Raw genomic sequence first — 23,178 nt, forward strand, 5'->3', positions numbered from 1 at the left:
CTTTCACACCCTCCCTCCATTTTCAATTGACGATTTGCGAATGAGAATTTATCACGAACTGTTCACAAACTATTTTTCTGATTAGGCTCCCAACAGCAACGGATTTCTCCACTCTTCCTTCAACCCATGATTAAAAATAAAAAGCGCGCCATCTTCTAATAGAACAGAAGATAGACACGCTACTTATTGAAGGTTAATCATTTTGAGAGCTTGGCAGATGTGCCGTCTTTTGAAAAGCTGTCGACGACAATTGCAAGTGCTCCATCTCCTGTAACGTTCGTTGCAGTACCGAAGCTATCTTGAGCCATGTATAGAGCAATCATGAGTGCCACCATGGATTCGTCGAAACCTAACATGGAAGCCAATAGACCTGTCGCCGCAACAACTGCTCCGCCTGGTACTCCAGGTGCAGCGATCATTGTAATTCCTAACATGAAGATGAAACCAAGATACGCAACAAAACTAATTGGCATATCGTTCATCAGCATAACCCCGATTGAACAAGATACGAGTGTAATCGTACTTCCTGACAAGTGGATTGTTGCAAACAATGGAACGGTAAAGTCCGTCACTCGTGCAGACGCCCCAGTTTGTTTTGCTTGACGTAATGTTACAGGGATTGTTGCTGCTGAAGATTGTGTACCGATCGCTGTGAAATAAGCTGGTGCCATAATCTTCATCAGACGGAACGGATTCCGTTTTGAAACAGCCCCAGCAACTGTGTATTGCAATGTCAACATAACTAGGTGAAGAATAATGATCATAACGAATACGAAGATGAAAATCGAAAGCACTTTAGCAACTTCACCTGTATATGTCATATTTAAGAAAATCCCGAAAATATGTATTGGTAGGAGCGGTATGATAATGACCGTGATCACTTTTTCTATAATCGTGTTCAATTCTTCAAACATGTGTAACATTGTTTTACTGCCGATTGCAGCCATACCGATTCCTAGTACGAATGCAAGAAGCAACGTCGTCATAACGCCCATAAGAGGTGTCATTTCTAGCTCGAAGAAAGCGGTAGCTGCTGCCTTCGCAGTTTCGATAGATTTACTGCCTAAACCACCTATGTATCCTGGTAATAAGTTCGTTGCTGCAAAGTATGCAAGTATTCCTGCGATGATTGTTGAAGCATACGCAAATAACGTCGCAAGACCAAGCAACTTCCCAGAACCTTTACCAAGTTTAGCTATTCCCGGTGCGATAAATGCCAAAATAATCAAGGGGACCACAAAGTTGAGGAATCCTCCAAATAACATGTTAAATGTTGCGAATAGACGTGTGAAGCCCTCTGCAAATCCTTCACCAATCATAGGTGTCAAATATCCAAGTCCTACTGCGAGTCCAATGGCGATGACAATCCTCCAGATCAGTCCTATTTTAAATTTCACGTTCCAAACCCCTTTCGTACATTGAATTATTAAAGCTCTCTTTAATCATACATGAAAACGCTTTAATCTTCAGTCCTATTTATTATCCAAAAAACCCCTCATCTTTGTAATCTCAAAGATGAGGGATTTCTTCTATATTATTTAGTAACCGGTACGACAGAACCTTTCCATTCATCAAGGATGAAGTCTTGGATCTCTTTTGAAGTTAGAACTTCGACAAGTGCCTTGATAGCTGGTTTGTCTTCATCGCCTGTATTCACTGCAATGATGTTCACATATGGAGAATCAGATTCTTCAAGTGCAATAGAATCCTCCAGTGGGTTGATGCCTGCATCAATTGCGTAGTTCGAGTTGATCAGTACTGCATCGCCTTCTTCGCTGTCAAACATTTGTGGAAGAAGTGCCGCTTCATAGTTTGCGTCGAACTTGATGTTTTTCGGGTTATCCACGATATCTTTCACTTCAGCTTTTGTCTTATCCACACCGTCTTTAAGCTTAATAAGACCTTCTGCTTCAAGCATCGCAAGAACACGACCGTGGTCAGCAACCGAGTTACTGATAAGGATTGTAGCGCCATCCGGAAGTTCGTCTAGTGATTTGTATTTCTTTGAATAGACTCCGATTGGCTCGATATGAATGCTACCTGCATTTGTGAAGTCATATCCATGATCCGCAACTTGTGTTTCCATGTAAGGGATGTGTTGGAAGTAGTTTGCGTCCAGGTCTCCAGAATCAAGATCTTGGTTCGGTAATACATAATCCTGATACGGTTCAATCTCCAAGTCATATCCTTTTTCTTTCAATAGTGGCTTTGCTTCTTCCAAAATTTCTGCGTGTGGAACGTTGGATGCGCCAACTTTAATGACTTTTAGGTCTTCATCAGAACCGCTTGCTTTTCCATCTTTGTCGTCTTTTGAACCACATGCTGCAAGTGCTAATACAAGTACTGCTAGTAAAATTCCTGTTAAAAACTTTTTCATCCATTCCACTTCCCTTTTCTTTTTTTTTAGATTTGATAACGAACAGTGTTGATTTCCGTTGCAGGCGGACGCGTTCCGTGGGCTCGAACTCAGCCTACTCGGTCGCTACGTTTCCTGCGGGGTCTTCGTTCTTCGCTCATTCCACAGGAGTCGCCGCCTTCCACTCCTATCAACGGAGATGCCAGGCATCAGTTTTAATTCATCAAACCACTTATATAGTAGACAGGCATGCCTGTTTTTCCCTGTGTTATCGTTTGTCGAGCTTTTTGACGGCGAAGTCTCCCGCAAATTGTAAGATGAAGACGACGATTAGGATCAAGATTGTTGAAACGAGTGTGACGTCTTCTCGGCTTCGTTGGAATCCGTCTAGGAAAGCGAGTGTTCCAAGTCCTCCTGCACCAATAATTCCTGCCATTGCTGTGTAACCAACAAGTGCGATTGCTGTCACTGTAATCCCAGAGATTAAAGCGGGCATCGACTCTGGCAATAATACTTTGAAAATGATTGTTGAGGTTTTTGCACCCATCGAGCGTGCTGCTTCTAGAACACCCTTGTCAATTTCCTGCAGCGCAATCAGTACCATTCTTGCGTAAAACGGAGCAGCTCCGATTATCAATGCCGGCATTGCAGCTTCTGGGCCCCTAATTGTTCCGATTAGAAACTTGGTAAACGGAATTAAAAGGATGATTAATATAATGAAAGGAATCGATCTGAAAATGTTAACAATCGATCCTGTTAGCAAATTCACAATCTTATTTGCCCATATATGGCCTGGACCGGTTAGGAAAAGAAGAATCCCAAGTGCTAGCCCGATGATGAAAGTGAATATGGTTGACACCGACGTCATATAAAGCGTTTCTACTGTTGCATCCCACATTTTTGCCCAGTCCACGTTCGGGAAATACGTTTCAATCATTTCTCAAACACCTCCGTCTGGACACCTTGTTCATGTAAATATTGAATTGCATTTGCGGTTGCCTCTGGTTCACCTGTTATTTGTAAAATCATTGTCCCGTATGCACCGCCACGAGTTTGCGAGATGTTTCCTTGAAGAATACTGACATCCACTGGAAACTCTCTTATTAAACTAGCGAGCACGGGTTGCTCTGTACGTTCCCCAACAAACGCTAGTTTGACAAGTGTGCCGTCCGGATAATCCTGACGCATGAGAGACATCACTTTCTTCGCATCTTCCGGTTCTGTTACTTGTGAAACGAATCGCTTTGTAATCGGTTCTTTTGGTGACTGGAACAGCCGCAGAACGTCACCAGTTTCTACAACGCGTCCTGCTTCCATCACTGCAACTTCATGACAGATTTTCCGAATGACGTGCATTTCGTGCGTGATGAGGACAATTGTTAATCCAAGACGTTCGTTAATGCTCGTTAACAAGTCTAAAATTGCATCAGTCGTTTCTGGATCGAGAGCGGACGTTGCTTCGTCACATAAGAGCACTTCAGGGTCGTTTGCGAGTGCTCTTGCAATTCCGACACGCTGTTTCTGCCCACCTGATAATTGGGAGGGATACGCGTTTTCACGTCCTGTTAACCCTACGAGCTCTATTAATTCCATTGCTTTCCGCTCTCGCTCCGCCTTTTTAACTCCTGCTATTTCTAGTGGAAATGTAATGTTCTCTTTTACAGTACGCGACCAAAGTAAGTTGAAATGTTGGAAGATCATACTGATTTTTTGACGGGCTTGACGAAGTTCTTTTCCACCGATGGATGAAATCTTACGACCGTTCACTTCGACGGATCCGTCTGTTGGTTGTTCCAATCCGTTGAGTAATCGGATCAGCGTACTTTTACCAGCACCACTATACCCGATAATGCCGTATATTTTTCCTTCTTCAATCGTTAGGTTTACTCCGTCAACTGCAGTAATCGCAGTGCTTGAGGTCCCAAATCGTTTGTTGACATTTGATAATTGAATCATTCGACACCCACCTCACTGCTTTTCATTCTGTCCATCAATGATTACGATTAAAAATAAAAACGCCTTCCTGCAGATTCACAGAAAGGCGTACGCATAAAAATTCATGGCGTTCATCCGATCTCTCATCTTTCAAAGCAACTGCTTTGTGTGACTTGGCACCATTTCAAGTAAATTGACGGTTGCCGGGCTTCACAGGGTTCTCCCCTCCACCTCTCTTTATAAGAGTCAGTTATTCAATTGGTTGCTATTAGTTATACCATAGTGATCTATCAGTGTCAACTAAGCTTTTGGAGAATATTTTGTACCGATTGAAAGGCATAGACCTTCTCAGCTTGCTCGCCTTTTCGCTTGATGAGCAAGCACGGTACGCTTTCAATCTGGTATTCTGTCGCCAGTTCTTCAACATAGTTTAAGTTAGCTTTTCCAATTGAAAGACTTGGCTTCAACTCTGTGACCACATTCAATATCTTGCTAGCCACTGCACACGTCCCACATAGCGGTGTGTATAAATAGAAAGCCACAAGTTCTTCATGTTCAGTGGCTTCTTTCCAGTCACTATTTGTCCACTCATTCATTATGTTCACCTACACTCTATTTCAATAGAAAATATAAAAGACGCCGGATAGTCGGCGTCTTTTAGTATTATTCTCCGACAGTCATTTTGTCGTAGTCTTCAGGAGACATAAGCTCATCGAGTTCAGCTGGTTTTGTTGCTTCCACAACGACCATCCAAGCACCCTCGTATGGAGATTCGTTGACAAGCTCAGGGCTGTCCTCTAAATCTTCGTTCACTTCAACGACTTTACCGCTGATTGGTGCATATAGTTCTGAAACCGTTTTTACAGATTCAACGCTACCGAATGGCTCGTCTGATTTCAATTCGTCGCCAACAGATGGCAATTCAACGAACACGATATCACCAAGCTCAGATTGTGCAAAGTGTGTAATACCAATTCGGTATTTACCGTCTTCTTCTTTAACCCATTCGTGCTCTTCAGAATACTTCAAACCTTGTGGTGTGCTCATTCTATTCCCCTCCAACTAATAATTGTTATATCTGATTCTATTTTGCCACAGGTACCTTTGAAAGACAAGAATTGAACTTACGCCTTCCACGTTTCTGAGAAAGTCTCTTCATTGAATCCAACCGTAGTCGATTGTCCATCGGTGACAAGAGGACGTTTGATAAGCATACCATCAGATGCGAGTAATTTGATTTGATCATCCTCACTCATGGTAGCTAGCTTGTCTTTCAACCCGAGTTCACGATATTTCATCCCACTTGTGTTGAAAAACTTCTTCACCGGCAATCCAGAGCTAATGAGCATTTCTTTCAATGCTTGTTCGTTCGGTGGCTGTTCAGCGATATTCGATGCTTCAAACGGAATGTTATTTTCTTTCAGCCACTTTTCAGCCTTTTTACAAGTTGTACATTTTGGATAGCCATAATAGTGCAGTCCCAATTTAATCACCTCATTAGTTCCACTTTACCACAAAAACATCCAGACTACAGATTGTAGTCTGGATGGGAGTCTACATATTAAACTACATATTTAGCAGCATCGATTAGCTTGACAGATGCTTCACGCTTCTTCGCAATCACGTTATATGGATTCGAGCGAGTCAATTTACGCAATGCAGAAATCATCATGCGCTGGTTATCTCCATCCACTGCTGCGTAAAGTGTTTCTTTTGCATCACGTTCGATTGCTGCGAATGCTTCTTGACAGAAGATTTCTGTGTACAAGATTTTTTGTTGCTCTTTTTCTGCCCCGTTTTTCGCAACTGCCTTTTCAGTACGAAGGAGCGCAGATTCCATTGCAAAGATGTTATTAGCGATATCCGCAATGTTAACAAGAACTTCTTGTTCCTGCTCGAGTTTCGTACCATAGCGTTGTGCAGCTAATCCTGCAGCTAGCAAACCGATTTTCTTCGCATTTTTCACAAGAACTTTTTCTTGCTCAAGTGGAGCGTCCCCAATTTCTTCTGGCATCATCATGAGCAACTCTTCTTGAAGAGCTTGAGCTTGTTGCAACAATGGCAACTCACCTTTTAGTGCCTTCTTCATGAATGTGCCCGGTACGATCATGCGGTTTATTTCGTTTGTTCCTTCGAAGATGCGGTTGATACGAGAATCACGGTATGCGCGTTCCACTTCGTATTCAGCCATGAAGCCATACCCACCATGTAATTGAACTGCTTCGTCAACGATATAGTCGAGTGTCTCAGACCCAACTACTTTGTTGATAGAACATTCAATCGCGTATTCAGCAATCGCTGCTGCAATCGCTTTTCCGTCTTTTTGCTGTTCAGCAGTCATCTGGCTTTGACGTTGCTCGAAGTAACCGACTGTACGGTAAATCAAGCTTTCAGTCGCATAAAGCTGAGATGCCATCGTTGCAATCTTTTCTTTCGTCAAGTTGAACGATGAAATCGGCGTATTGAATTGCTTTCGTTCGTTTGAATACGAAATCGCAAGTTCAAGCGCACCCTTCGAACCACCAACTGTGCCGACTCCAAGCTTATAACGGCCAATGTTCAAGATGTTGAAAGCGATAATGTGACCACGGCCAACTTCTCCAAGCAAGTTTTCTACAGGAACTTCAGCATCAGATAAGATCAGTGTACGTGTCGATGAAGACTTGATGCCCATCTTTTTCTCTTCCGCTCCAACAGAAACACCAGGGAATTCGCGCTCTACGATGAATGCTGAGAATTTATCGCCATCGATTTTTGCATAGACAACGAATACGTCAGCAAATCCAGCGTTTGTAATCCACTGCTTTTCACCATTCAAAACGTAGTGAGTACCCGCTGCGTTCAACTTCGCAGTCGTTTTAGCTCCAAGAGCATCTGAACCTGAACCTGGCTCAGTTAGTGCATACGCAGAGATTTTGTCTCCGGCTACAGAGTTCGGTAAGTACTTCTTCTTTTGCTCCTCGTTACCGAACAAAACGATTGGAAGTGTACCGATTCCAACGTGTGCACCGTGAGTGATTGAGAACCCACCTGCAACTGCAAGTTTTTCCGAGATCAATGCAGATGAGATTTTATCCAACCCTAATCCTTCATATTCTTCAGGAACGTCTGCGCCTAGAAGACCGAGGTCACCAGCAGATTTAAGAAGTTTTACAGAGTGCTCGAACTCGTGGTTTTCTAATTTATCCACAACTGGAAGCACTTCGTTTTTTACGTAGTCTTCTGCTGTTTTCGCGATCATCTTCTGCTCGTCAGAAAAATCTTCAGGCGTGAATACGCGATCCGGTGTAATGTCTTCAGTTAAAAACGCCCCGCCTTTAATTAGCTCATTTGTCGTAGTCTCAGTCATTTCTAGTTCCTCCTCTATTTTACGTTCTTGATTTTTTAAAGTAATTCAAACACGCCAGCTGCTCCCATTCCGCCACCGATACACATTGTAACGACGCCGAATTGCTTGCCTTGACGTTTCAGTTCACTCATCATACGCACAGTCAAAATCGTTCCAGTTGCACCCAGTGGGTGACCAAGAGCGATTGCGCCGCCGTTGACGTTCACTTTACTCGTATCTAGTTTTAGTTCACGGATAACTTGAAGCGATTGCGATGCGAATGCTTCGTTCAATTCCCATACGTCAATATCTTCAATTGAAAGTCCAGCGATCTTCAACGCTTTAGGAATAGCAGCAATCGGTCCGATACCCATGATTTCAGGTGGCACACCTGCTACTGCAAACGAACGGAACTTCGCGATTGGCGTAAGCCCTTCTGCCACAGCTTTTTCACGATCCATGACGAGTACAGATGCTGCACCGTCAGACGTTTGTGAAGCGTTACCTGCCGTTACTGATCCTGTAACGGAGAAGGCAGGACGCAATTTCGCTAGGATTTCCGTAGTCGTACCGCGACGTACGCCTTCATCCATAGAAAACGTTTCTTTTTTCTCTGCAAATTTACCGTTGCTGTCGACATAGCCTTTTGTGAATTCGACTGGGACGATTTCGTCATCAAACTTTCCATCGTCGATTGCTGCTGCTGCACGACGATGGGACTCAACTGCAAACGCATCCTGATCTTCACGGCTAACTCCATATTTTACTGCAACTTGCTCCGCAGTATGCCCCATTCCCATGTAATACTGAGGCGCTTCTTCAGCGAGCTTCGCATTCGGTCGAACGGTATTCCCCATCATTGGAACCATACTCATAGATTCCGCACCACCTGCTAGAATCGCTTCAGAGTGTCCAAGCATAATGCGTTCAGCTGCATAAGCAATGGACTGGAGTCCTGATGAACAAAAACGGTTGATGGTAATCGCTGGTGTCGTATCCGGTAATCCGGCAAGTGCACCGATATTACGCGCCATGTTCATGCCTTGTTCTGCTTCCGGCATTGCGCAGCCGATAATCAGGTCTTCAATCGGACCGTCATATCCTCCTGCGCGTTTTAATGTTTCTTTTATAGTAAGGGCTCCTAAATCATCTGGTCGGACTGTCGCAAGTGATCCTCGACCTGCTTTTCCGACCGGTGTGCGGGAACCCGCTACGATTACTGCTTCACGCATTGTATTTCCTCCTCTAAAAGTTCTGTTTCATCAGTTACGCAATGGTTTGCCTTTAACGAGCATGTGTTGCATGCGTGCCTGTGACTTCGGCTCTGCTACAAGGCTCAAGAACGCTTCTCGCTCTAGGTCCAGCAAGTACTGCTCATCGACTAGTGTGCCGTATGGCAGTTTGCCTCCAGCCAATACGTATGCGAGTTTCTTTGCGATCTTCATATCGTGATCGCTGATGAACCCAGACAAACGCATGCCTTCCGCACCGAGTAATAATGTTGCATAACCTGTTTCACCAACCACCGGGAACTTCTCATGTTTCGGCGCTTGATAGCCATTGTCATAAAGTGATAGTGCTGCCTGTTTTGCATCATATAATAGATGATCCGCGTTGACGCTAATGCCATCTGCGAAATCGAGGAAATTGTTTTCTCGTGCTTCATCAGCGGATGTCGAAACTTTTGCCATCGCGATCGATTCAAATACGTTGTTCGCGATGTTTTGGTAGTCCACTTGAACGCCATTCGGCAATCCTTTTAAGTGTTTCAAGTAAAGACCGACGTTTCCGCCTCCACCAGGAATCAGTCCTACTCCAGCTTCAACGAGGCCGATATACGTTTCCATGGAAGCTTGGATATGAGCTGCTGGCAAGCAGACTTCTGCTCCTCCTCCCAGCGTCATTTGGAAAGGTGCTGCAACGACTGGTTTCGATGAATACTTGATTTTCATCATTGCGTTTTGGAACGTACGCACTACGAAATCGAGTTCGAAAATGTTATCATCTTGCGCTTCCATCAAAATCATTCCGAGGTTTGCACCGACACAGAAGTTCTTTCCTTGGTTTCCGATAACGAGACCTTTGTAGTTCTTCTCGACTTCATCCACCGCAAAGTTAATCATCTGCATAATGTCGAGGCCAATCGCATTAGATTGTGAATGGAACTCAAGAAGTGCAATCCCATCTCCCATATCGATCAAACTTGCGCCAGAATTTTTCTTGATGACGCCATGCTTTTTCTTATAGCGCTTCAAGTCGATTACTTTTTCATTTACCGATACCGGTGAGTATCCTTCCCCATCGAAGTAGAAGAGCTCGTTGTCTTCCTCTTTATAGAAGGTTTCGAATCCTTTATCGAGCAATTTTTGAGCCAATTCAGGAATCGTTTCTCCCTGTTCCTTCATCCGTTCAACTGATTTGCTGACACCGATGGCATCCCACACTTCAAACGGCCCCTGTTGCCATCCGAAGCCCCACTTCATAGCGTTATCGATTGACACGATGTCGTCTGCGATTTTGCCATGCATGTCAGCTGAGTAAAGAAGTGTTGGTGCTAAGATGCTCCAGAGAAGTTCACCTGTGCGATCTTCTGCGTACACTAATGACTTCACACGATTGCCGAGTCCTTTTTGTTGCTTCGCCATTTCAATTGAAGGCGTTTTCATTTTTTTGACTGGTCCGTATTCAAGCGTCGACGAATCGATCTCGAAGATATCCTTGCCTTTTTTCACAAAGAAGCCTTGCTTCGCTTTTGCGCCGATCCAGCCGTTATCGATCATTTTCTTCATGAATTCAGGGAGTTCGAATACCGCTTGTTCCTCCCCTTCAGTCTTGTCGTAGACGTTTTTCGCAACGTGCATGAATGTATCCAGCCCTACAACATCCAACGTTCGGAATGTCGCTGATTTTGGGCGGCCAATCAGAGTTCCAGTTACAGAGTCCACTTCACCAACTGTGTAACCGCGTTTTTCCATTTCACGAAGTGTAACGAGAAGCCCGTAAGTACCGATTCGATTGGCGATGAAGTTCGGTGTGTCTTTTGCGATTACGACACCCTTACCAAGACGGTCTTCACCGAATGACGTTATGAACTCAACTACTTCTTGGGAAGTCGTTTTCGCAGGAATTACTTCTAGCAACTTCAAGTAACGAGGTGGGTTAAAGAAATGAGTACCGAGGAAATGTTTTTGGAAGTCTTCAGAACGCCCTTCCGCCATGGCATCGATACTAATTCCAGATGTATTTGAAGTGACGATTGTTCCCGGTTTGCGAACACCATCGATTTTTTCATATAAGCTCTTTTTAACTTCTAAGTTTTCAACGATAACTTCAATAATCCAGTCCACGTCTTTCAACTTTTCCAAGTCGTCCTCCAAGTTTCCTGCTTCAATGAGTGCTAGGTTTTTCTTAGAAGTCAGTGGTGCTGGTTTTTGTTTTAGTAGTTTCTGAATCGATCCAGATACGATTCGGTTACGAACTGCCTGATGATCCAGTGTAAGTCCTTTTTTCTCTTCGTCTTCTGTCAGTTTGTTTGGAACTATGTCCAGAAGAAGAACAGGAATCCCAATGTTGGCGAGGTGTGCAGCGATTCCAGACCCCATCACGCCAGATCCGATTACAGCTGCTTTCTTAATTTGATAAGCCACGTGAAAATCCTCCCTTTGCTTTTGAATGAATGCTCATTCATTTTGTGGGTAAAAAAAATAGAAACCTTTTCTATGAATCTAATTGTAGACTATTTCCTGCGTTTTCGCAATATTTAAATCTAAAAAACAACTATTCATGCCGTCCGAAACAAGTTGATGGGCTGAAAGCGCTTTTCATTGTACACTAAGGATATGAAAGGAGTCGAATACACATGCAATCAATAACAACTGCAAAACAATTCAATGACATTATTAACGAACCTTCACGCTCAGTTATTAAATTCCAGGCAGGATGGTGCCCAGACTGTCGAGTAATGGACATGTTTATCGGACCTATTACAGATGATTACGACCAGTATGAGTGGTATGATGTGGACCGCGATGTTCTTCCTGAAATCGCAGAAAAGTATGATGTGATGGGGATTCCGAGCTTACTCATTTTTGAAAATGGAGAGAAAAAAGCGCACCTTCATAGTGCCAACGCAAAATCTCCTGAGCAAGTGACAAGCTTTCTTGAAGGTCTAACAATCTAAACGATACTAGCAATTCCTCCGGCTGCCTATGCAGTCGGTTTTTTTATATATTTTTTTTGAAAATCAGTTATACTTAGGAGAGGTTATAGAAAAACTAAGAGGTGTAGAATGAATCAGATAGAAGAAATTGCACAATTGAAAGCCACTATTGCCAAGTATGAAGAAATCATCAGTGAGACATCTGTTCCGATTATTACCTCAATTATTGATAATACAATCTTACTCCCTATTGTCGGATATATAGATAAAGAACGAATGGAACGTATTCGAACGAACGTTCTTGAGTATGCTGGAGAACATAGAAATACTGAAGCTGCTGTATTCGACTTTTCAAGTATCCGTTTGGCTGAAGAGGAAGGTTTGGAAATGCTTACTCATGAATTGCAGCTCATGCGTTCCGAACTTCGATTGATGGGCATTCGTCCAATTATGGTTGGCTTCACTCCTCCATTTGTCCGTGAATTGGTTAATACAGGCGTGGCTTCTGAAGTAGAGTCATACGCAAACTTCAAATCAGCACTACAAACGCTAATGGATGAAAAAGGCCTTTCCTTTTCAAAAGAGTAAATAAGGGAGGCTTATGTCGTGCCGTTCTTAAAACAACTACAAGGCAAATCACAATATGAACCTTCCATAGACAAGGACTTAAGACCATCTGCATGCGGTCCCGTAACAGCTTCTGTGATCTTACACTATTTGAATGTCCCAATTTCCAAAGTTTCTGTCAATAAGCTTTACAAGCTATTAGGAACTACTCGAATCGGGTTATTCACATGGCGTTTCGTTCATAGGCTCCATAAGTTACTAGGTGCCGATTGGGAAGTTCGGAAATGTTCGTTATCCGAAGCGTTATGCGAACTTGAGAACGGACGTCCCGTTGCAGCGAAATTTGATAAATGGTTTACTTTCAAGTGGAGTGGAAAGTATGAATTCGATTATCACTGGGTACCTCTTATTGGATATGAAAAAAATGCGAATGATGTGATTCTCACAATTCATGACAATGGAAGCCCATCTTCTCCTAGCAACGTGCGTTCTGTCTCTTATCGAAAGAACCATGAAGTTTTAACTTTTGTTAAAATCGCTCCAAGTTCCAACCAAAAAGGACACTGATTCGCTCAGTGTCCTTTTTGTTATGCCACATATTGGATTGCTTGTTTCAACGTTGCAAAGCTCTTAATGCAGCCGAAGTCTATACCAAGTCCGACTAGCGTTTGTGCGATAGCAGGGGTTACTCCACTAACTACTGGAACAGTTCCTACTAAAGAAAGTGATTCAAAGAGGATGAACAACTGTTGAGCAACAAATGTATCCGTCGTTAAAAGTCCTGAAAGATCGATGATTAAATGCTCGAGATTGAGCCGAACAGCTTCATGAAGAACTTTTTCTTGTAAGACGGCGCCTCTATTGAAATCCATGATACCGATTAATGGAAGAATAGCAGTTGTGTCATTAATGGATGCAATCGGAACGGATAATTCAGCAATCGCAGCTTGTGAAATCTTCAGCATTTCCTTTTCGTAATGCACAAAAGGAAGGCTAAAATAATAAACGACATCGTTTACAATCGAATCGAGTACAGTCGTTAGTTCATACATGTCCTCTGAACTGATGTTACGAGTTAGCCCTTCATGCTTTAAAACGGTACCAATATACGCACGATATTGAGGAACCTCACGAAGCATCATGTCTAAAGAAACACTTTCTTTCTTCGCAAAGTGAGTCCCTGCTTCCTGCCCCCATTGACGCAATTGTTCAATTCGTTCTGACTCATCTAACTTCAGTGCTTTCGCATATAACTTTACTAATTCCACGCGAGCTAGAAAAAGTTCTTCTTCTAACCCTTTCATAATCGGATAGCGCTCATTCTGTTGTTTGGTTATCATGTCTGCAAGTTGCTCAGCATTCTCAGTGACCTTTTCACTTAAAAGGATCAATAATTCTTTCATCAAGACTCCCCCTTGTAGCAGTTACTAGTTCTGCTGTTGCCAGTTGTTTGAGGACTGCGTTCAAACCGAGTTTCCTGAGGTGGTCTAATGTTTGGTCAGTATAACTCGGAATTTCAAGTGACTCTATTGTTTTCCCTAAATCTACTTCACAGTGGATGGTTGCCAGTTCTTTTGATACATGCAACATCGCCAAGTTGTCTTGAATTTTGCTTTTCTCAGAACTCGTTAGCTTGTCCAACGAATTGACGACTTCTTCAGCTGTCCCATATGTTTGAATCAATTTGAGCGCTGTCTTCGGTCCAATTCCTTTGACACCTGGATAGCCATCACTCGTGTCACCAATGAATGCTTTATAGTCAATGAATTGGGTAGGTGTCATTCCGTAATCTTCTATAAAACGTGACTCTGTGTATAGGTCATAGATGGAATGACCTTTTTTTGTTAAAGCGATTTGGACGGAAGGTGCAAGTAATTGAAGTAAGTCCTTATCTCCGGAAACAATCGTTAAATCTGCATCCGCTTTCCACGTTTTGACGAGAGATCCGATCAGGTCATCCGCTTCCATTCCTTCCACCCCATAATTTCTCCATCCCATGGCTTCAGAAACTTGACGAGCCATATCAAACTGAGGGAGTAATTCCGGCGCGGGCGCAGGGCGATTGGCTTTATAGCCATCATAAATGTCGTTTCGGAAAGTGACCGAACCCATATCCCAGCAAACTGCAAGATGGGTCGGCTGGAAAAGGTTAGCTGCCGTTAAGGTATGTCTTAGAAATCCTTGAACCCCATTTGTAGGGATTCCGTCTTCATTATATTGGAACTGTTTTCGAACAGCTGTTGCAAAAAACGAACGGAATAATAGGGCCATTCCATCAATAATCAGTATGTGTGGACGTTCAGCACTCACTTGCTCACTCTCCTTATTAGTTCTTAAGCATATGTACAGATTTCTTTTCTTTATCATACCACGTCTTTTTAGTTTGGCACGCTCATTTAGGAATTGACGTCACTAATGTAGGCACTCGTCTAAGGCAACCTGAGCGTTTGACATAGGATGGGGAGCAGAGTGAAATTCTGAAAGGGGAATAAAAGTATGAATCCAAACGATTACACCGAGGAACAATGGTTTCCCGAGCTTCCTGAAGGATACATTCAACAGCCTAGCAGTCAGGATGATTGGAATGCGACTGCAATGAATGTGAATCCACACCAAATGGCAGTAAATGTAGATCCTCATCAAACCGCAGTAAATATTGATCCTCATCTAATGGCAGTGAACGGCTGGGACGATCCACCTCAGCAAGATTGGAACGAGTGGCAAAACCCATCCCGTCACAACCAACAGCAAGGATGGCCTGGTTGGCCGAATCAGCCACAACAACCAGGATGGCCTAGTTTCCCGAGCCAACCTAACTGGCCATGGCAAGGTGGATGGAATCCGAGTCAGCCTGCTTTTCCCGGATCTGGCGGTAACATGGGAGGAGGGGGAGGTCAACAAAGTGCACCAACTTCAGCTCCTCCTTCTCAAACTCCCCCGTATCCTGATCAGCAACTCTTGAGAGTGGATCCAGGTGGAATTCGTGGATGTTTGTTCCGCTATACGTACGTCTGGACATCTCGAACTAGAGGATTCTGGTTCTTCCCAACATTCGTCGGCAGAACGTCAGTCGCAGGATTTCGATGGAACAACCAGTGGCGCCGCTGGATGTATACTGGGATTGACTTGAATCGGATCGATGCATTTACTTGTATTTAATGAGTTCAGAATTGGGGATTAAGGGAAGATCAGCTGCGGCTGATCTTTTTTTGTTTTGGGAAATGAGTTTTGGGTGAAGTAGATTGAGGCTTAAGTTTATATTTTGGGGATATGATCACTTTCTGGGATTTATGAGCACTTTACTTGGGTTATGATCATTTCACGAGATTTATGAGCACTTTCCCGGAGTTATGATCACTTTCTCGGATTTATGAGCACTCCCCCCTGAGTTATGATCACTTTCCTTAATTTATGAGCACTTTCCCTGGGGTATGATCACTTTCTGAGGTTTATGAGCACTTCCCCTGGGTTATGATCACTTTTTGTGATTTATGAGCACTTTTCATGAGTTATGATCACTTTCTGGGATTTATGAGCACTCCCCCCTGGGTTATGATCACTTTCTGAGATTTATGAGCACTTTTCCTGCGTTATGATCACTTTCTGCGATTTATGAGCACTTCCCGGGGGATGATCACTTTCCTTAATTTATGAGCACTTTCCCTGGGGTATGATCACTTTCTGAGGTTTATGAGCACTTCCCCTGGGTTATGATCACTTTTTGTGATTTATGAGCACTTTTCATGAGTTATGATCACTTTCTGGGATTTATGAGCACTCCCCCCTGGGTTATGATCACTTTCTGCGATTTATGAGCACTTTTCCTGCGTTATGATCACTATCTGCGATTTATGAACACTCCCACTCGGGGTATGATCACTTTCTGGGATTTATGAGCACTTTACTTGGGTTATGATCACTTCACGAGATTTATGAGCACTTCCCCTGGGGTATGATCACTTTCTGGGATTTATAAGCACTTTCTGACTGAAAAGGATAGCACCACCGTAAACTATACGACAAATTGTCACCAAACATAAAGGGCTATCCCAGAAAGGTCATAATTATGACCTTTTGGGACAGCCCTTACTCATTATTAACGAAGATCTACAAAATATGTTAATTGAATGATTGCATCTTCTTTTAACTTATAAGCTACAACCAACATATACGTGCCTTTCTCTACTTGTGAAAAATCTAATGTAAACTGTTCCGAATTTGGCTTGAATTGATCCACATCTACATTTAGTATCTCATTGTTTTTTGTATTTCTTAGGACAATTTGATAAGGATTTAGATATTGACCATTCAACCCTTTCACTAAGTTCTCCACAGTTAGGTGTGGCCCTTTTAAGCTTTTCACTGCCACTAGTTGAGGATGCGCCACAATCATCTTCAATTTCTCCAGATTTTTCAGTGGTGAGAAATCCGTGATTTCATTTCCTGATACATCTAATGAAGCTAAGTTTCTTGCGTATTGCAAACCTTCCAGACTGTTAATCCTTGCATTAGGAGCAGCTAGACTCGTTAGTTTATGCAAATCTCCTAGTGTGAGATCCCCAGTAATCCCTAGTTTTTGCTTAATAAGATTTCTAAGGTATTTATCAGGAACTGTAATGACTTGAGTTAAGTCTAGTTCCACTAGTTCGGACCTCGCCTGCAGGAGCTCTTGAAAAGCCTGATCGATTTCTAGTTGAGTCACTTGGGTCATGGCAAGAATCTCTTCTGCTTTTGCAATACTATTCTGGAGTACACTCATACTCTCAGTTGAAAACTTCTCAGAATCGATAGCTTTCGCCTCTTCAACTGCATTTACTAAATCTTGAATGTACACTCTTTCACCGTTCGCAAAATGGAGTTTAGCATCTCCCCATGTCGCATGGTCTGAACCATTTCCGTTCCCGCCATCAGTCACGACTAATTTCAGCTCTTTTGCCCCAACTGTTTTTACTTCAATGAACTTCTGAGGATCTGTAGAATGCATCATTCCGCTATCGAATTGTTTCACGTCATCTACAAAAACTTGGAATGTGACGGATCCGATTGAGCCATGCATTTGTCGGTCAACCCCCACATATGAAGTGAAATAATCGGCGTCTTTCTCAGTTAAGTCATAAACGATTGTTGAGTTGGAGTGTGCGCCAATCCCTTTCTCATAAGCTTGCACATTTCCATCATTTCCTGTTAATCGTAATGGTTGACCACTGATTGCTTTGTCTTTTAAAGGAGTTTTGTAGCTGTTTTGTGTAGACTTCCATTCGAAATCAGATAGATAATTGAAGTCCTCCATATTTACTACGGATATGAAGCGCTTCTTGGATATTTCATTGCCATCACTATCTACCACAGTATATGTCATTTGATATTTACCAGCTCGGTCAAAATTCACCTGATTTTTACCTGTCACTTTTACTTGGGCTGATAAATCGCCATCTTCAGCATCGATAGCGGAATAAACTTCGCTTAAATCGATAGACGTCCCAACTTTAGTTGCTACCGATTTAGGTATTGTAAGCTGAGGCAGGCCATTCGAAATATAAAACTTAGCATCTGCAAAGTTTGCATGGTCGGATGTATTTCCGTTACTAGAATCATTTGCAATGAGCGTTAATTCCTTAACGTCCTTCAAAGGTACCCTTACCAATTTTGCTTCTGTATTATATTTCATAACGCCACTATTATAGACTTCTTGACCATCTGCCAGTACTTTAAACGTCACACTTGAATTGTTATTTTCAGCGATGTTTCGATCTATGCCAACGAGTGTCTCAAAGTAATCGTAGTTTTTACCCGCAAGATCATACACAATAGATGAATTTGCATGGGTCCCAATTCCTTTAGTAAATTCCTTAGTCGCATCATTTACAAGTACTTTAATCGCACCGCCAGATGAGGCATGATCCTTTTTCACCGTGCCCCATGCCGTTTGTGCACTCGTCCAATTTATATCACTCGCGAAAGCGACATCGCTATATACATAGATTTTCCTCGTTTTCGTAACCGTGTTCTCATCGCTATCTGTGACTGCATATGAAACTTGGTACGTTCCTGTTTTAGAAATTGTGAAGTTGTCAGCTGTTACTTTGACTTGATTGGTCAAATTGCCATCTTCCTTATCAAACGCCTCTACACCATCTAAAATTGTAAAGTCCTTTTTGTTCAGTTTAACGAACGTGAGATCTTCAGACACATTTAATGTAGGCTCACTAGAATCATTCGTAAACTTTGCATCTGCCCAAACCGTGTGGTCTGAAGAAATCCCATTGTCTTTTGCATCTGTTGTAATGAGCTTTACTTCTTTAGCCCCTGTAACTGGAACCTTCACAAATTCATGCTCTGTATTTGCTTTGAATACACGACTATCCAATTTCTTTTCTCCATCTACCCAAATCTCAAAAGTTGCGGAAGACCCTTGTCCTCTAACAGATTGGTCAATACCGATATAACTTTCAAAGAAATTGAACCCTTTTCCAGCTATGTCATACACAACTTCAGAATTGGCATGAATAGCTATTCCTTTAGGATACGTCGCATCACTACCTTGTCTTCGTAATGTGATGAGCCCACCAGAAATTGCTTTATCTTTTTGCAATGAACTCCAATCTGTTTTAACGGATTTAGCATTCATATCAGAAATATAGGTAAAGTCACTGGTTACAGTAACCTTCGTCTTCTTTGTTTCAGTTAAATTCGCATTCTTCACTTCGTAAACAATTTCATAAGATCCTTTTTTCGTTACATCTACAGTATTCGATTTTACCACTACATCTTTTGTAATGTCTTGGCCGGTAAATGAGGATGCTTTTACGAAATCCATTGGATCAAACGCTTGATGTAATTTTAACGTTACTATGTCTTCTACAGATAAGTTCGGCTGCTGAGAGTGAACTTGCACAGGTTTTAATGGCGTTAATTTCTTGTCATACGCGACGATTTCATAAGTATAAGGAACAGTTGTATCTACGTTTTTATCAATGAATGAAGTACCTGTTGTATAGCCTACTACCTTGCCATTTCTGAGAATTTCATATCCCATAGCAGCATCCTTATTTGCTATATCAATAGCATAAGACAAGTTAATTTCTTTTTTATCTGGATTGGCAGTAATCGATTGAGCAGTTACTTTTGCATCTTTTGAGAACCCGGTACCTGTATAATCTCGTCCTAAACTATGCATGTATTCTAACTTCACATCGGGCTTTGGTAAATGGGCTACCTTCTCTTTCATCTTATCTGTAGCTGTTACGTAACCCCAGTCTTCGAAAAATGCAGTTAGGTCAGTTTCGGTTGCTAAAGATAATCCTACAACTAATCGTTGCAAATTACTTCCTAATCCATTCATAACACCGTCAGGGTTTGTCCGAGCAATTCGAGATGCCTTACCATAACTATCTTCGCCATAATAATATTGAACTTGCTCAAGTACCCCTAAGTACGTCCAGAAACCATGTTGAACCGTTTCACCTGAAAACCTTTTGTACATTGAATTCCAATCTACACGGTCTTCTGTGCTGTTATTGAATTTCTTTCTCATAATTACTGAGTAGATGTTGTTTGTTATCTCTGTGTGTTCCATCGTGGAGTTATTAATGTTATGGCCCCATTCATGATAATAAGCCCAACCATCATTTCCAGGTACACTAAATGGCTTTACGATTTGTTTGAAGAATCCATCGTCTCTTCTTGGAGAATTCCCTCCGTTAAATCCTGTGTAGCCCCAATCTGACCATCCATAAGGACCTTTGGTGAATACCCGTGATGTAAACTTCGCATTGAAATATTGGTTTCTTGGATCCTGATCATCCTCAACAGCACCGCTAATTCTTTGGTACTCAGTCCACATCATTTCCCATTCTTTCATCGTGTCTGATACAGTCTTACCTGTTCCTTTTAATTCTTTAATTCCCTTTAGGGCGCCCGCAGCACTTGTAGAGATTGTATTGTTTTCGGATACTAGTTCAGAGACGTTATACACCACATCATCCGGTTTTCCGTTAGCAAAGTCGTTATCGTTCACACTAATGTTTGCTGCATACTTTTCCAACTCTTTTTCATACGTTGCGGGATCTGTTATTCCATAATAATAGACAGGGAATGCAGTTCCCCCAACTAGTCTAACTTTAGGAGCAAATGCTTGTTCAGTTGGTAACGCATTGTTTTCCACATATGCAACTGCAGGCTTCATGTTATCGAATGTTGGAACGGTTATTCTATTCAATCCTTGTTTTAGTTCATATCTTCTAATCCATCCATTTTTATCATCAGCTATTTGACCAAGAACTAGGTTCGGCATGACACCTTTTTCATCAGCTTCAACCGTGACCTGGATTGTCTCACCTGGCACAACATATCTGCCAAATGTATCTAGTGAAAAAGAGGTTCTGGCAATTTGATGCTTGCTGGCTTCTGTTTTTGAGTTCCCCCGCTGAGAAGCAATTACGATTGATTCGTTAGATACATTTACGTTGTTGAATACGTCTTTTGCCATCGTTACGTATTGTTGTAACTGTTCTTTTAATGGATGCTTCGCAACTTCTTCCTCTAATTGTTGAATTGCACTCATAGATGCAAACTCCGGCTTTAATTCGTTCATAAGACCATTTGTGAATAAATTGTTGACTTGCTCTTCTATCGGGTCTTGACTGTAGAAGGCTAGTTCCGATATAGTGGCCCAATTTTGGTTAGATTTCTTGAATTTAAATTTAACGCGTTTAAATTCGGTGGGTTCAAACTTAACTTCAACTAAACCAGCTACCATCTTGTGCTGTCCATTTGCTACAAGCTGATAAGTGTCCCCTTTGGATGTTTTGGAAGTATAGATTTCAACTTCTTCAGCGAACCCCTTTCGGTCAGAAGGTCTTGCCCCATACATAAGCCGATTTAACGTTACGCTATTTTTAAATTCGACTTCGACTTCGTTTGAAAATTCATTGGTGTTACTTCTGTTCGTTTCCCAGTAAGTGTTAAGGTTGCCGTCAATTGCATTTTCTATAACGGCACTCGCATAATGACCACCATTGTTGCGAATCCCTTTGATGTTTTGACGATCCATTCTAAATAACTGAGAGTAAGCTTCATTTGAATAATGAAGAAACGGCTTAGTTTTTGCAGTAGTCGCTTCGATTTGTACTTTATTAATGAGTACTTTTGCATTCTCGATATCTTCTTTGAATTGAGGGTATAACGGATGCCCCTTTGCTTCAGCATCCAATCTCGTTAACGCATCCAGCGTATTAAACTGTTCGCTAACTGAACTTAGCGAAGCATCCGTAAATAGCGTTTTCATTTTGTCAGATACAGGATCTTCTTTGTAAAATTGAAACTCTGAAGCGCTTGCCCAGTCTTGGTTAGCTTTTGTGAATACAAATTTAACACGCTTAAATTCTGTAGGAGCAAATTGAATTTCGACAACATCCCCTGTTGATCCGTTGTAACCTCCTGAAGAAACTAATGAGAAATCATTACCTTCTGCTGTTTGAGAACTATAGATTTCAAACGCTTGTGCAAAGCCTTTTCCTTTGGTAGTGGATTGGCGCGCGGCATAGACAATTCTATTTAAAGTTGCTGGTTCGTTAAAGTTCACGACAACTTCATTAGTAAATGAACTACTATTAGGCTTACCTGTTTCCCAGTGTGTATTTAGTTCTCCGTCAATCGCGTGTTTAATAGGAGAGCCCGAGTAGTTTCCTCCATTGTTTGTGATAGATTTGATATTCGTGATAGGCATTTTGAATACTTCATCGTAAGCCGGTAAACTCGCTTTTCCGTACAAGTCAAATTTTCGAACCGACGCAATACCGGAACTTTGGTTACTTTCTGCATCAGTAGGTGTGACTAATCCTTCTTGCGAGTGTTCATTTGCTAAAACAGAAATCGGACTGCAGACTACGTTAAGAGCCAAGGCTGCTGCTGTTGCAAACGCAATCATCTTCATATGCTTTTCCTCCTCATGAATATATTTCCTACTGAGCGCACAAAAAAGCTACTCAAAAAGAGTAGCTTCGGATTAAATAAAGTCAAAAAAAACAAGTAGCAGTTAGTTAACTTTACTAAACAAAAAGTAGTGTGTACTCTTCGGCAACTGGCTGACATAGTGATACACCTTAGTCCCTATAGCTTTGCGTCCCTAAATTTCTTTAGGTTTGCCTATTCAGTTATTTTATAGTTTAAATACTATCATACCTTTGGTTCCACACCATGAACAAATAGTACTAGATTCAAGTTTCTTGTTTTTTGTTCAAGGTGAAATGTGTCTAGAAAAACGAAAGAGGGGGTATAGAATGCATGGTTCAAGCAAACAGGAGGTAATTGATAATGAAAAATCATGTTATTGACGTATACGAGAATGAACAACAAGTTGTTGAAGTTGTAGAAGGCTTAAAAGCAACTGGCCACACAACTGAGGAGATTTCAGTTATTGCTAAAAACACAAAAAATCTTCCTGAAATTACTCAGGAAGTAAAACCTTCCACTAAAGATGGGGCCATCGCTGGGGCATTAACTGGTGGAACACTTGGAATAGCGGGCGTAATTGCAGGAATCTCTGCAATCGCGGTTCCCGGACTTGGTGCCGTTTTGGCTGCTGGTCCTATTATTTCAACGATTGGCGGAGCAGTAGTAGGTGCCAGCTCCGGTGCTGGTGGATTGAAGCATGCACTTATGGAAATCGGAGTCCCCGATGAGGAAGCTGAACGCTATTCTGAAGACGTTCAGGAGGGTAAAATCCTGGTATTTCTTCAGCCCCAAAAGTGAAGACGAATTTAAAATTTGTTACTTCCATTGCTCTTCGTTAACGCTAATAAAAAGAAGGCAGCCCATTAACAATCGGCTGCC

General features: G+C 42.1%; 18 protein-coding genes and 2 riboswitches. Of the genes, 5 read left to right on the top strand and 13 right to left on the bottom strand.

What is annotated here, in order from left to right; all coding sequences use genetic code 11:
* Nucleotides 1–197: 197 nt before the first annotated feature.
* From N693_RS0101325 to N693_RS0101370, 10 genes are all read right to left on the bottom strand, one after another.
* Nucleotides 198–1,397, bottom strand: coding sequence for a dicarboxylate/amino acid:cation symporter (locus N693_RS0101325; protein ID WP_025782997.1), 1,200 nt, complete (start codon nt 1,395–1,397; stop codon nt 198–200).
* Nucleotides 1,398–1,534: 137 nt separating this feature from the next.
* A complete protein-coding gene (locus N693_RS0101330) occupies nt 1,535–2,377 on the bottom strand; it encodes a MetQ/NlpA family ABC transporter substrate-binding protein (protein ID WP_025782998.1) in 843 nt (280 codons plus the stop codon).
* Between the two features lie 247 nt (nt 2,378–2,624).
* Entirely contained in the window at nt 2,625–3,293 is a 669-nt protein-coding gene (locus tag N693_RS0101335) for a methionine ABC transporter permease (RefSeq protein WP_025782999.1), read from the bottom strand.
* Nucleotides 3,290–4,312, bottom strand: coding sequence for a methionine ABC transporter ATP-binding protein (locus N693_RS0101340; protein WP_025783000.1), 1,023 nt, complete (start codon nt 4,310–4,312; stop codon nt 3,290–3,292). The genes N693_RS0101335 and N693_RS0101340 overlap by 4 nt, the downstream gene beginning before the upstream one ends.
* Before the next feature lie 119 nt (nt 4,313–4,431).
* Nucleotides 4,432–4,537, bottom strand: a riboswitch (SAM riboswitch).
* A gap of 50 nt (nt 4,538–4,587) precedes the next feature.
* Nucleotides 4,588–4,887: a thioredoxin family protein gene (locus tag N693_RS0101345; protein WP_025783001.1), complete on the bottom strand. Its 300-nt coding sequence runs from the start codon at nt 4,885–4,887 to the stop codon at nt 4,588–4,590.
* A 67-nt stretch (nt 4,888–4,954) separates the two neighbouring features.
* Nucleotides 4,955–5,338 carry a glycine cleavage system protein GcvH gene (gene gcvH / locus N693_RS0101350; RefSeq protein ID WP_025783002.1) on the bottom strand — a complete coding sequence of 128 codons (384 nt, stop codon included), beginning with the start codon at nt 5,336–5,338 and terminating at the stop codon, nt 4,955–4,957.
* Between the two features lie 77 nt (nt 5,339–5,415).
* The gene (locus N693_RS0101355; protein WP_025783003.1) at nt 5,416–5,775 is read right to left on the bottom strand and encodes an arsenate reductase family protein; all 360 of its coding nucleotides are present in this window, start codon (nt 5,773–5,775) and stop codon (nt 5,416–5,418) included.
* 77 nt (nt 5,776–5,852) lie between these two features.
* Nucleotides 5,853–7,640 carry an acyl-CoA dehydrogenase family protein gene (locus tag N693_RS0101360; protein ID WP_025783004.1) on the bottom strand — a complete coding sequence of 596 codons (1,788 nt, stop codon included), beginning with the start codon at nt 7,638–7,640 and terminating at the stop codon, nt 5,853–5,855.
* Nucleotides 7,641–7,675: 35 nt separating this feature from the next.
* Nucleotides 7,676–8,851 (bottom strand): acetyl-CoA C-acetyltransferase, encoded by a 1,176-nt coding sequence (locus N693_RS0101365; RefSeq protein ID WP_025783005.1) that lies wholly within the window; start codon nt 8,849–8,851, stop codon nt 7,676–7,678.
* Nucleotides 8,852–8,881: 30 nt separating this feature from the next.
* Nucleotides 8,882–11,266, bottom strand: a complete 2,385-nt coding sequence (locus N693_RS0101370) for a 3-hydroxyacyl-CoA dehydrogenase/enoyl-CoA hydratase family protein (protein WP_025783006.1) — start codon at nt 11,264–11,266, stop codon at nt 8,882–8,884.
* Between the two features lie 212 nt (nt 11,267–11,478).
* Here N693_RS0101370 and N693_RS0101375 point away from each other — a divergent pair, with 212 nt between their 5' ends.
* The 3 genes from N693_RS0101375 (at nt 11,479) to N693_RS0101385 (ending at nt 12,912) form a co-directional block, all read left to right on the top strand.
* Nucleotides 11,479–11,799, top strand: coding sequence for a thioredoxin family protein (locus N693_RS0101375; protein ID WP_025783007.1), 321 nt, complete (start codon nt 11,479–11,481; stop codon nt 11,797–11,799).
* A 108-nt stretch (nt 11,800–11,907) separates the two neighbouring features.
* The gene (locus tag N693_RS0101380; protein WP_025783008.1) at nt 11,908–12,366 is read left to right on the top strand and encodes an STAS domain-containing protein; all 459 of its coding nucleotides are present in this window, start codon (nt 11,908–11,910) and stop codon (nt 12,364–12,366) included.
* Nucleotides 12,367–12,384: 18 nt separating this feature from the next.
* Nucleotides 12,385–12,912 (top strand): C39 family peptidase, encoded by a 528-nt coding sequence (locus N693_RS0101385; protein ID WP_025783009.1) that lies wholly within the window; start codon nt 12,385–12,387, stop codon nt 12,910–12,912.
* 20 nt (nt 12,913–12,932) lie between these two features.
* On the opposite strand, the gene N693_RS0101390 is transcribed toward N693_RS0101385, so the two are convergent.
* Together N693_RS0101390 and N693_RS0101395 are read right to left on the bottom strand one after the other, a co-directional pair.
* On the bottom strand, nt 12,933–13,748 hold the full coding sequence (locus tag N693_RS0101390) for an STAS domain-containing protein (protein WP_025783010.1): 816 nt from the start codon (nt 13,746–13,748) through the stop codon (nt 12,933–12,935).
* Nucleotides 13,720–14,616 carry a 5'-3' exonuclease H3TH domain-containing protein gene (locus N693_RS0101395; protein WP_051508667.1) on the bottom strand — a complete coding sequence of 299 codons (897 nt, stop codon included), beginning with the start codon at nt 14,614–14,616 and terminating at the stop codon, nt 13,720–13,722. The genes N693_RS0101390 and N693_RS0101395 overlap by 29 nt, the downstream gene beginning before the upstream one ends.
* Before the next feature lie 225 nt (nt 14,617–14,841).
* Here N693_RS0101395 and N693_RS18745 point away from each other — a divergent pair, with 225 nt between their 5' ends.
* A complete protein-coding gene (locus N693_RS18745) occupies nt 14,842–15,504 on the top strand; it encodes a hypothetical protein (protein WP_025783012.1) in 663 nt (220 codons plus the stop codon).
* Nucleotides 15,505–16,441: 937 nt separating this feature from the next.
* On the opposite strand, the gene N693_RS18750 is transcribed toward N693_RS18745, so the two are convergent.
* Nucleotides 16,442–22,279, bottom strand: coding sequence for an NPCBM/NEW2 domain-containing protein (locus N693_RS18750; RefSeq protein WP_025783013.1), 5,838 nt, complete (start codon nt 22,277–22,279; stop codon nt 16,442–16,444).
* Nucleotides 22,280–22,418: 139 nt separating this feature from the next.
* Nucleotides 22,419–22,502: riboswitch (cyclic di-GMP riboswitch) on the bottom strand.
* A gap of 157 nt (nt 22,503–22,659) precedes the next feature.
* On the opposite strand from N693_RS18750, the gene N693_RS0101410 reads away from it, so the two are divergent.
* On the top strand, nt 22,660–23,097 hold the full coding sequence (locus tag N693_RS0101410; RefSeq protein WP_025783014.1) for a general stress protein: 438 nt from the start codon (nt 22,660–22,662) through the stop codon (nt 23,095–23,097).
* Nucleotides 23,098–23,178: the final 81 nt, after the last annotated feature.

Origin of the sequence: Sporosarcina sp. D27, from assembly GCF_000586555.1 — a bacterium.
Lineage (GTDB): Bacteria > Bacillota > Bacilli > Bacillales_A > Planococcaceae > Sporosarcina.